General features: G+C 61.4%; 7 protein-coding genes and 2 rRNA genes. 2 read left to right on the plus strand and 7 right to left on the minus strand.

Translation table 11 applies throughout. From position 1 onward, the window contains the following. Nucleotides 1-11: 11 nt before the first annotated feature. The 3 genes from ACNQOP_RS17040 to ACNQOP_RS17050 form a co-directional block, all read right to left on the minus strand. Nucleotides 12-500 carry a pyridoxamine 5'-phosphate oxidase family protein gene (locus ACNQOP_RS17040; protein WP_416405226.1) on the minus strand — a complete coding sequence of 163 codons (489 nt, stop codon included), beginning with the start codon at nt 498-500 and terminating at the stop codon, nt 12-14. Between the two features lie 102 nt (nt 501-602). Beyond that, on the minus strand, nt 603-1,883 hold the full coding sequence (locus ACNQOP_RS17045; RefSeq protein ID WP_416405227.1) for an MFS transporter: 1,281 nt from the start codon (nt 1,881-1,883) through the stop codon (nt 603-605). A gap of 292 nt (nt 1,884-2,175) precedes the next feature. Next, complete coding sequence (locus ACNQOP_RS17050) at nt 2,176-3,609, minus strand: FAD-binding oxidoreductase (RefSeq protein ID WP_416405235.1); 1,434 nt, start codon at nt 3,607-3,609, stop codon at nt 2,176-2,178. Nucleotides 3,610-3,898: 289 nt separating this feature from the next. On the opposite strand from ACNQOP_RS17050, the gene ACNQOP_RS17055 reads away from it, so the two are divergent. After that, complete coding sequence (locus ACNQOP_RS17055) at nt 3,899-5,641, plus strand: glycoside hydrolase family 13 protein (protein WP_416405228.1); 1,743 nt, start codon at nt 3,899-3,901, stop codon at nt 5,639-5,641. Nucleotides 5,642-5,660: 19 nt separating this feature from the next. Beyond that, nucleotides 5,661-6,683, plus strand: coding sequence for a LacI family DNA-binding transcriptional regulator (locus ACNQOP_RS17060; protein WP_416405229.1), 1,023 nt, complete (start codon nt 5,661-5,663; stop codon nt 6,681-6,683). A gap of 25 nt (nt 6,684-6,708) precedes the next feature. Here ACNQOP_RS17060 and ACNQOP_RS17065 read toward each other — a convergent pair whose 3' ends face one another. The 4 genes from ACNQOP_RS17065 to ACNQOP_RS17080 all read right to left on the minus strand — a co-directional run bounded on the left by ACNQOP_RS17065 (nt 6,709) and on the right by ACNQOP_RS17080 (nt 11,206). Beyond that, nucleotides 6,709-7,227: a GNAT family N-acetyltransferase gene (locus ACNQOP_RS17065; RefSeq protein ID WP_416405230.1), complete on the minus strand. Its 519-nt coding sequence runs from the start codon at nt 7,225-7,227 to the stop codon at nt 6,709-6,711. Continuing rightward, on the minus strand, nt 7,220-7,714 hold the full coding sequence (locus tag ACNQOP_RS17070; RefSeq protein ID WP_257369012.1) for an SRPBCC domain-containing protein: 495 nt from the start codon (nt 7,712-7,714) through the stop codon (nt 7,220-7,222). The genes ACNQOP_RS17065 and ACNQOP_RS17070 overlap by 8 nt, the downstream gene beginning before the upstream one ends. 85 nt (nt 7,715-7,799) lie before the next feature. Then, nucleotides 7,800-7,916 (minus strand): 5S ribosomal RNA (gene rrf / locus ACNQOP_RS17075). Between the two features lie 146 nt (nt 7,917-8,062). After that, nucleotides 8,063-11,206, minus strand: a 23S ribosomal RNA gene (locus tag ACNQOP_RS17080). Between the last annotated feature and the right edge of the window lie 226 nt (nt 11,207-11,432).

Raw genomic sequence — 11,432 nt, forward strand, 5'->3', positions numbered from 1 at the left:
GTTGTTAACGGCTACTCGCTTCGCGCAGTTGGCGCATCATCCAGCGGCGTCCACCACGTCACAGCCGGAGTGACTGTGAAGCGACGGCCTGTGACTTTGCTGGGTGTGATGCGGATGAACTGGTCCTTCTGGCCGGCTTCCCACGGAAACAGCAGGAGCCCGATCGTGTCCAGCACGTCCTGGGTCAGCTTCACCGCGGACGCCCGGCCCCTGACCACGACGCTCCACGCCACGCCGGTTTCGGCGTTGACCCCGTCGGCCTCGATGGCCACCGGGGTGTCGCCAAGGGCCGCGTGGAGCTTGGTTCCTTCGCCGGTCCTGAAGACCAGGGTTCCGTGGTCCACTTTGTAATTCACGGGGAAAATATCGGGGTGGTCGTCCACCCACACAGCCAGCCTGCCAACTGATACGCCGCGCAAGAGCTCCCAACACTCGTTGGTTTCAAGGATTTCCGTAGCGGGGGTGGCTGGCTGATTCGTCCCTGATGCTGAGGTCGTCATATCGCCGAGGATACGCCGCAGAGTGACCCCCCGAAAGGCCCAGCCTGCCACCGGAAAGGCTGTCTTCAGCGCCAGGTGGTTCCACCGACGTCGGACAACGCCTCAGCGAAGAGATCCAGCCTTCGACGCGGGTTGCAGGGACGCCTCGGCCGGTTCGACGCTCACCAGGGGCCCACGAATGGCAAGGAAGCCTGCCCCGGCCAGCACCAGCGCCTCAGCCGCGAGCGCCCAGAACGTCACTTCCCAACCGCCCGTCATGGTGTGAAGCAATCCGGCGCCCAAGGGGCCCAGCGAAGCAAGCGCAAAGCCGAACCCTTGACTCATGGCCGAGAGCCGGCCCGCTGATTGCGGCCCCGCCGAGCGGATCACCACCAGTGCCATGGCCAGGCCAAAACCAGCGCTTTGCACAACCCCGAGTATGCCGACCATGAGGAACTGCAGCCCTACAGGTGCAACCAGCACTCCCACGAGTGCGAGGGCCACGGATATTCCAAGTCCGGGCGCCATGACCCGCAGTATCCTGGGCCGGCCCGCCAGGACAGGAGCAAGGAGGCTGGCCGGCAATCCAGCGAGGCTGAACCATGCCAGCAATGCCGCAGCTTCCGAAGGCGAGAGCCCCCGGGATACCAGGTACACAGCCAGCCATGAGGTGATGGCGAAGTAGAGCATGGCCTGCAAACCGAAGAACGCCGTGACCGCCCATGCTGTGCGCTGCTTCCTGAGTGGGCTGGCCGAGCCAGATACTGGGCTGGCTGGACCAGGCACCTGGCTGGCTGTTCCGGGCGACGGGGGTGTCGACGTCGTGCGTCCTCCGGAGCGGTGGATCAGGAAGGCCCCCAGCAGGGCCGGCACGGCCCAGGCGGCAAGTGCCGACGGCAGGCTTCCGCCGAAGGCCTGCTCCAGTGGCTGGACCAATCCGGCCCCAAGTGCTGCACCCAGTCCAAATCCCATGGTGCAAAGGCCAGTCCACCACCCCGTGCCCCTGTTGGATTTGACGATCTGCGGAACCAACACGCTGGCGCTCATGATCGCCATGCCGGCCAGGAAAGTGCCCGGGAGCAAGAGCGCTGGCACGGTCGCACGGAGGATCAGCGCTGCAGCCAACGCCAGGAGTGCCACGGCTACGGCCCGTCCGGTTCCCAGTCGGCGAGCCAGCCACGGCCCAACGGGTCCCGAAATCCCGAAAGCCAACACCGGCAACGTTCCCAAGAGCGCAAGCAGCGAAGGATCGAGTCCATAAACCCCGTGCACCTGGTTCATCACCCCGGCCACCGTAGTAATAGCCGGCCGAAGATTGATGGACACCATCACAAGTGCGAGCAAGATCAGGCCCGTCGTCGCCCTCGAACCCAGACCCGGTCCACCCACCCGGTTTTCACGCACGCAATCCTCCTCATAACGCCCTTGGTATACCAAATAAGAATATGAGCAGAATCAACGAATGTAAATGCCAGAAACGATGTGACCAAAAGATGAGAAGCACAACTTTGGAATACCAGAGCGGGGGTGTGATGTGGCGGCAACGCTGCCGGCGCACCCCCAAGGGGCCCGAAGGCCCGGAACGCGGCAGCGCGCGTCTAAGGGAGGAACGACCGAGCGCGCAGAGCGTTCCGGGCCTTCGGGCCCGGCCCGCCCGGTACGCTCCGCCCGGCCGGTACGCGCCGCCAGCCGGTTCCTAGATAGCCTTCCCCGGGTTCAGGATCCCCTGCGGATCGAACAGCTCCTTGATCCGCCGCTGCAGCTCCCGCACGGACTCCGGCTGCTCAAGTCCCAGCCAGCGCAGCTTGTATTGCCCTACGCCGTGCTCACCGGTGATGGTTCCACCCATCTGGAGCCCCACCCGAATGGACTCGTCCAAGGCTGCGTTCAGGCGCTGCAGGGCGTCGGTGTCGGTGGCGGGGTCCACCCGGTCCATCCAGAAGGTGGGGTGCAGGTTACCGTCGCCGGCGTGGGCCACTACCTTGAGCCGGACCTGGAACCGCTCGGCCATCGCTTCAAGGGCGGCTACGAAGTCCACCAGCCGCGATCGTGGGACGGCAATGTCTTCGCCTACCCGGAATTCGTCGTCCACCTCGACGCCGCGGCTGTTGCGTCGCAGTTCCACCAGCATTTCGGCTTCGGCGCTGGCTTCGGTGGTCACGGTGGCGCCGCCCTCGGCGAGGACCTGCCGTACGACGTCGGCCTCCGCAGCAGCACCGAAACCGTCGGTCTGGATGAGCAGCAGGGATTTGCCGCGTTTCTGGAGGTCTCCCCCGTGCAGTTCGTCCAGTTGCACCAGCGTGCCGTTGTCCAGAAGTTCCATGATCGCTGGCTGGACCCGTGCCCGGCCTACAGCGAGGACGCCCGCGGCGGCGCTGCGGAAGTCCTGGTAGAAGGCGGCGATGGTGTGGATTTCGCGCGGCAGGTATTTCAGTCGTACTGTCACGCCCACCACGATTCCCAGTGTTCCTTCGGAGCCCACCAGCAGGGCGGTCAGGTCGTAGCCCGCGACGCCCTTGAAGGTCTGGTGGCCGGTGTGCATCAGGGAGCCGTCAGCCATGACGACATCCAGTGCCAACACGGAATCACGCGTTACACCGTATTTGGCGCAGCGCAGCCCGCCCGCGTTCGTGGCCACGTTGCCACCGATGGTAGACATTTTGTAGCTGGCGGGGTCCGGCGCGTACATCAGTCCGTGTTCGGCGGCGGCGGCGTTCAGGTCGGCATTGATGACGCCGGGTTCGACGACGGCGGTCTCGTCGTCGGGGTTCAGGTCCAGGATGCGGTTCATCCGTTCGAGGCTCAGGACGATGCACCCTTCGGTGGCGTGCGCACCCCCGGAGACACCCGTTCCGGCGCCTCGGGCGACGATCGGAACCCGGTGTGCGGCGCAGGTGCGGACGACGTGTTGCACGTCCGCCACGGACTCAGCCCAAACGACGGTAAGAGGCAGGTGCCGTTCCAGGAGGGGACCCTGGTCGGCTGAGTAGGTGCTGAGGGTTTCAACGTCCTGGGCCAGATTGCCGGCGCCCAGGCCTTCTGCGAGGTCGCGCAGGAAAGCCCGCTGCGCTGGTGATGGCTGGGCTGCTTCGCCTTGGCCGTGTGTGCGTTTCTGTGGTGTACCGGCCATGGCCATTTCGTCAGACAAGGTGTTCCCTTCACACGAGCACCGCGGACACGCCAACCCGGCAGTCTTCGCAGTGTTTTCTGTGCTCATAGTCTAGCCAGCGGACCCGTGGCCTTTTTGGCACAGCCAGGCTAAATCCCTCGGCCTCCCACGATGACATCTGTAAGCGTTTCCATACATAGCCCCGAACTTACTCCTTCGAAAATCCGCACCACTGCGCCTTGCTGTGGGTGACGCGTTCATAAAAGTGGAAGCGCTTTCAATATTCCGGGCTGTCTCCTACGATGTGTCCATGTCCGTTGATTCATTGCTCTCAGTTGAGGCCTACGAGCCCACTGCTGCATTCACGCAGATAACCCCAGTCCACAACGCCTCCGACGCCCACGGTTGGTGGCGTTCCGCCGTCATCTACCAGATCTATCCGCGGTCCTTCCGCGACCTCAACGGGGACGGCGTAGGAGACCTGGCTGGCATCACGGAAGAACTGGGGAAGCTTGCAGCTTTGGGAGTGGACGCCGTGTGGCTGTCGCCGTTCTACCGTTCGCCCCAGAGGGACGCAGGTTACGACGTGAGCGACTACTGCGACGTCGACCCGCTGTTTGGCACCCTGACGGACTTTGACGCACTGATTGCCGAAGCCAACAGGCTGAACCTGCGCGTCATTGCGGACCTGGTTCCCAACCATTGCTCCGACCAGCACGTAGCGTTCCAGGCGGCACTCCAGGCCGGACCTCATAGCCCCGAGCGCAACATGTTCATCTTCAGGGACGGGCTTGGTCCCGACGGCAACGAGCCGCCCAACAACTGGCAGTCGCATTTTGGCGGCTCGGCCTGGACCCGCATCATCGAAGCGGACGGGCGGCCAGGACAGTGGTTCCTGCATCTTTTCGACTCCTCGCAGCCGGACTTCAACTGGGACAACCCTGCGGTCCACGCAGAGTTTGAACGCGTGCTCCGTTTTTGGCTGGACCGCGGTATTTCCGGCTTCCGTGTTGATGTTGCCCACGCCTTGGTCAAAGCCGCAGGCCTTCCCAACTGGGGCGGCCGCGCTGATGGCAACAGCTCGGACGGCTTCCCGGGCCAGGATGCTCCCATGTTCGGCCAGCCCGCACTGCACGACATCTACCGGCGCTGGCGCTCCATCCTGGAGGAATACGGGCCGGACCGCATCCTCTGCGCCGAAGCCAATGTGGACCCGCTTCCGCGGCTGGCGCTGTGGGTCCGCCCCGACGAGATGCACCAAGCCTTCAACTTCCCGTACCTGCATGCCGGCTTGGACGTCTACCGCCTTCGCCACACCATCACTGACTCCCTGGTCTCGCTGGATGCTGTCGGGGCCCCGAGTACTTGGGTTCTCTCCAACCACGATGTTGTCCGGCACGTTTCCCGGTTCGGATACGACGGACCCGGCCCCCGCGATGGTGATGGCATAGGGCCTGACGACGTACAGCCCAACGAGGAACTCGGACGACGGCGGGCTGCCGCGGCCACCATGTTCATGCTCGGCCTTCCGGGCGGCGCCTACCTTTACCAGGGTGAGGAGCTGGGCCTCCCCGATTCCATCACCATCCCCGCCGCGCTTCGGCAGGACCCCACGTTCAGCCGGACAGGCGGGGCCCGCATCGGCCGCGACGGCTGCCGTGTGCCGCTGCCGTGGCGAGCGGCGAACGCCAACGCCGGCTTCGGGGACGGCAAGGATCCTTGGCTGCCCCAGCCCGAGTCCTGGCCCACACTGGCGAGGGACAAGCAGGAGTCCGATCCGGCGTCGCACCTTAACCTGTACCGTGCATTACTGGCCGAAAGGGCCGCACTCCGACTCGGTGAAGGATCTTTGGCCTGGGTGGAGGATTACTGCAGCGGCTCGTCACTCGCGTACCTCAACGGAAACATCCTGGTGGTCATGAATACGGCACACCAGCCCATGCCGATGCCGCCCGGAGAGCTAATCCTGCGCAGCTCCCGGCATGTAGGCGCGGAACCACAGGCTGCTGATCAAATAAGCTCGGGAGAGACAGTCTGGCTCAAAGTCAGCTAAATCTTTTTCAAGGAGCGGGATGACCGGTATCAAGGACGTTGCCGAGCGCGCAGGTTTGTCCGTGGCAACAGTTTCCCGGGCCCTGAGCGGTAAAGGCAGCGTATCCCCTGCCAGCCGCGAACGTGCCCGGGCCGCCGCCTGCGAGCTGGGTTTCGTTTTGTCCTATCCCGCGTCCAGCCTGGCGTCCGGCCGGACCCACAACGTTGGCCTGGTGGTGCCCTCCGTCCATCGCTGGTTCTTTTCAGCGGTGGTGGAGGGCGCATCAGCAGCCCTGTTGGAGGCGGGCTACGACCTCACGCTCTACAACATCGGCGAGAATGCGGCCCACCGGCAGAGTGTCTTCAACGATTTCCTTCTGCGCAAGCGTGTGGACGCGGTCATTGCGGTCTCCTTGGAACTGAGCGAGAACGAACTCCGGCAACTGCATGCCGTGCACCGCCCGATCGTTGGCATCGGCGGGCCATTGCCTGGAGCCTCCACCATCAGGATCGACGACACGGCCATTGCGCGCCAGGCCACCAACCACCTTCTAGGCTTGGGGCACACCAGGATCGCCCACATCACCGGTCATGAAGCCTACGATCAGGACTTCCATCTGCCGGGAACCCGCCGCACCGGTTTCGAAAAAGCAATGAACGACGCCGGATGTCCGGTCAGGCCCGAATGGATCGTTTCTGCGGACTTCACCATAGAAGGCGCCTATGCGGCCGCCCGGCAGTTGCTTGCCGGCGCGCCGGAACGGCCAACCGCCGTCTTCGCAGCATCTGACGAAATGGCGATCGGCACCATCCTGGCTGCACGCGACTTCGGTTTGCGCGTCCCGGATGACATCTCGGTCATGGGCATCGACGGACACGACCTTGGGAACGTCCTGGGACTGACTACCATCGACCAGGATGCCAAGGGTCAAGGGGCACTTGCAGTCCGTACCCTCCTTGGGGCGATCACCAACGGCACCCCTCTCGTCGCAGCGGACACGCAGCACCCCACCAGGCTCGTTGTGCGCACCAGCACCGCTGTTCCACCGGCCGACACGAACTAGCTGTACTTGCCCTCTGTCCCGCCGTCTACAGCAGCCGTTCCATCACGAGCTCCAGCTTGGCCGGATCCTGCGGATAGGGCCGGCTGGCACCCGTCAACTCGAATCCATGGCGGCTGTAGAACGCTTGAGCCCGGGCATTGTCCTCATGGACTCCCAGCTCAAGACGATCGGCCCCCAAGGACTCCCCTGCGACCCTGCACGCCGCATTCAAAAGCTCATCAGCCAATCCCAAGCCGCGATGTTCAGGGGCCACGTAAACGCTGATGAGCATAGCTACCGGCGCCAACCCAGGATCCTGCGGGTGCTTCAACACCACCCTCATCAGCCCGTAAAGCCTGCGATCGTCTTTGCCCCCATCCGCAACCAGCGTGACGTTGCCATCCCCGCACATTGAGGCCGCTCGTTGCTGCCATTGGGTATCCGTCTGCCGACGTGCCGCATCCAGGTTTTCGACGTAAGCCATGGGGGTGTCAGCAAGCATCTCCAAGCGAATGTTCTTCAGCAACAACCAGTCATCGGCGCGGAGCCGGCGGACCCTAGGCAACGGCTCCGCCCATGAATCTCACGTAGCGCTGCAGCACGCGAGGCCAACCCTCAGCATAGGAAGCCCGTGAAGCCGCAGGGTCCTCGGCGCCTTCCCAACCGTCGTGGACCAGACGGACCTCTGTCCCGTCATCAACGGCACGGAACGCAACACGGATCTCCGTGGACCACAAGGGTGTGCTCGCCGGATACCAGCTGGCATGGAAGGAGAGGGGAGGCTGCCAGTCGTCAATGGTGCCCCAGACAGAGGTGCGGCCGTCCTCGGCTGTCTCCAGGATCAGGTTCTCCTCGAACTCCACATGGGAACCGAGCCCAAAGACGCTCTCCTCCTCCATGGGCCACCACAGGTGGGGGTGGTCAGTGAAGCCTTGGAAAGCATGCGATACGTTCGATGGGACCACCACGGTCACCACCAGGGGCTCAAGCTCATTGCCGGACTGCTCGGAGGGCTCGGGTTCGGACGCGGGATGGCTGAAGAGATTTTCCATGACCACCTACTTTACCGGCGGCTCGAACCGGGGTGTTAAATGGGGGGAGCCCCGACCGTCGTGGTCGGGGCTCCCCTTAATGTGTGTCCGGCGGTGTCCTACTCTCCCACACCCTCCCGGGTGCAGTACCATCGGCGCTGTGGGTCTTAGCTTCCGGGTTCGGAATGGGACCGGGCGTTTCCCCCACGCTATGACCGCCGTAACCTTGTTACCCGTCCCGCCCCCTGGTGGGGGTGGGTGGGAAGTTTTGTGGTTACAACTGTGGTGCTTGGTTGTTATTTTGTTGTGGTTTTGTTCCCGGGGTTGTTGTTCGGGAACCACATAGTGGACGCGTGCAGTGTGTTGTGTGTGGTGTAAGTTGTTGGCCTATTAGTACCGGTCAGCTTCACGAGTCTTTAGTCCTCGCTTCCACATCCGGCCTATCAACCCAGTGGTCTGGCTGGGGGCCTCTCACACATAAATGTGTATGGAAATCTCATCTTGAAGCGAGCTTCCCGCTTAGATGCTTTCAGCGGTTATCCCATCCGAACGTAGCTAATCAGCGATGCACTTGGCAGTACAACTGACACACCAGAGGTTCGTCCGTCCCGGTCCTCTCGTACTAAGGACAGCCCTTCTCAAATTTCCTGCGCGCGCAGCGGATAGGGACCGAACTGTCTCACGACGTTCTAAACCCAGCTCGCGTACCGCTTTAATGGGCGAACAGCCCAACCCTTGGGACCTACTCCAGCCCCAGGATGCGACGAGCCGACATCGAGGTGCCAAACCATGCCGTCGATATGGACTCTTGGGCAAGATCAGCCTGTTATCCCCGAGGTACCTTTTATCCGTTGAGCGACGGCCATTCCACAATGTACCGCCGGATCACTAGTCCCGACTTTCGTCCCTGCTTGAGATGTCTCTCTCACAGTCAAGCTCCCTTGTGCACTTACACTCGACACCTGATTGCCAACCAGGCTGAGGGAACCTTTGGGCGCCTCCGTTACTTTTTAGGAGGCAACCGCCCCAGTTAAACTACCCATCAGGCACTGTCCCTGACCCGGATCACGGGCCGAAGTTAGATGTCCAAAGTGACCAGAGTGGTATTTCAACGATGACTCCACCCGAACTGGCGTCCGGGTTTCAACGTCTCCCACCTATCCTACACAAGCCACTCCGAACACCAATACCAAACTATAGTAAAGGTCTCGGGGTCTTTCCGTCCTGCTGCGCGTAACGAGCATCTTTACTCGTACTGCAATTTCGCCGAGTTTATGGTTGAGACAGCGGGGAAGTCGTTACTCCATTCGTGCAGGTCGGAACTTACCCGACAAGGAATTTCGCTACCTTAGGATGGTTATAGTTACCACCGCCGTTTACTGGGGCTTAAATTCTCAGCTTCGCCACAAGTGGCTAACCGGTCCTCTTAACCTTCCAGCACCGGGCAGGAGTCAGTCCGTATACATCGTCTTGCGACTTCGCACGGACCTGTGTTTTTAGTAAACAGTCGCTTCCCCCTGGTCTCTGCGGCCCACACCCGCTCACGGAGAGCAAGTCTCCATCACGGGGCAGGCCCCCCTTCTCCCGAAGTTACGGGGGCATTTTGCCGAGTTCCTTAACCATAATTCTCTCGATCGCCTTGGTATTCTCTACCTGATCACCTGTGTCGGTTTGGGGTACGGGCGGCTAAAACCTCGCGTCGATGCTTTTCTTGGCAGCATAGGATCACCGGATCCCCCCTTACGGGAGTCCCATCAGATCTCAGGATCGTGCTCGAAACACACAGGAACGGATTTGCCTATCCCTGACCCTACATCCTTAGACCGGGGCAACCATCGCCCGGCCCGGCTACCTTCCTGCGTCACACCTGTTAATACGCTTACCTCCCGGGATCAGGTCCCGCGCTCGGCCAAAACCCGGCACACCACAAGGGTGTACGGGCAGGCTCCGGGCGGTTAGTATCCCCCGCTTGGCATGGGCGGTTTTTCGCCGGTACGGGAATATCAACCCGTTGTCCATCGACTACGCCTGTCGGCCTCGCCTTAGGTCCCGACTTACCCAGGGCAGATTAGCTTGACCCTGGAACCCTTGATCATTCGGCGGACGGGTTTCTCACCCGTCTTTCGCTACTCATGCCTGCATTCTCACTCGTGTAGGCTCCACCGCTGGTTTCCACCGCGACTTCACTGCCCACACGACGCTCCCCTACCACTCCACACCCCTGAACCACGAAGGCTAGGGTACTGTGTGAAATCCACAACTTCGGCGGTGTACTTGAGCCCCGCTACATTGTCGGCGCGGAATCACTTGACCAGTGAGCTATTACGCACTCTTTCAAGGATGGCTGCTTCTAAGCCAACCTCCTGGTTGTCTTCGCAACTCCACATCCTTTCCCACTTAGCACACGCTTAGGGGCCTTAGTTGGTGGTCTGGGCTGTTTCCCTCTCGACTATGAAGCTTATCCCCCACAGTCTCACTGCTGCGCTCTGACTTACCGGCATTCGGAGTTTGGCTGACGTCAGTAACCTTGTAGGGCCCATCGGCCATCCAGTAGCTCTACCTCCGGCAAGAAACACGCAACGCTGCACCTAAATGCATTTCGGGGAGAACCAGCTATCACGGAGTTTGATTGGCCTTTCACCCCTACCCACAGCTCATCCCCTCCATTTTCAACTGAAGTGGGTTCGGTCCTCCACGACGTCTTACCGTCGCTTCAACCTGGCCATGGGTAGATCACTCCGCTTCGGGTCTAGATCACGCCACTACACTCGCCCTGTTCAGACTCGCTTTCGCTACGGCTACCCCACACGGGTTAACCTCGCGACGTAACACTAACTCGCAGGCTCATTCTTCAAAAGGCACGCCGTCACAACTACAAGGCTGCTCCGACGGATTGTAAGCACACGGTTTCAGGTACTGTTTCACTCCCCTCCCGGGGTACTTTTCACCTTTCCCTCACGGTACTGGTCCGCTATCGGTCATTAGGAAGTATTTAGGCTTATCAGGTGGTCCTGACAGATTCGCACGGGATTTCTCGGGCCCCGTGCTACTTGGGATACTCTCCAGGCGGCACAAAACATTACGGTTACGGGGCTCACACCCTCTCTGGCCGGCCTTTCAAGACCGTTCACCTATGCCTGCACATCACACCTCACCGGTCCGGCAGAACCAGCACGGAAAGTCCCACAACCCCGCCCATGCAACGCCCGCCGGCTATCACACATGGAACGGTTTAGCCTGATCCGCGTTCGCTCGCCACTACTAACGGAATCACTCTTGTTTTCTCTTCCTGCGGGTACTGAGATGTTTCACTTCCCCGCGTTCCCCCCACGCACCCTATGTGTTCAGATGCGGGTCACACAATCACCTTGCAGCGTTGTGCGGGGTTTCCCCATTCGGACATCCTGGGATCAACGCTCGGTTATCAACTCCCCCAGGCTTATCGCAGATTCCTACGTCCTTCTTCGGCTCCTAATGCCAAGGCATCCACCGTGTGCCCTTAAAAACTTGACCACACACAAACCGACAAACCCCACAGGGGCCCGCCGGTCTACGATGCATCATTCATATCGAGAGAACCATGACCACAAGGGCCAGGTTCATTCATAAGAAATTGCTGTATAGAAACACACGCATGCGTGTGTCCCTAGATGCTCGCGTCCACTATGTAGTTCTCAAACAACAACCCCATCAACCAGACCCCCCACCACCACAACCCCAAAGGAGCCGCACACGCGGA

Source organism: Arthrobacter sp. LFS091, from assembly GCF_047977885.1.
GTDB lineage: Bacteria > Actinomycetota > Actinomycetes > Actinomycetales > Micrococcaceae > Arthrobacter.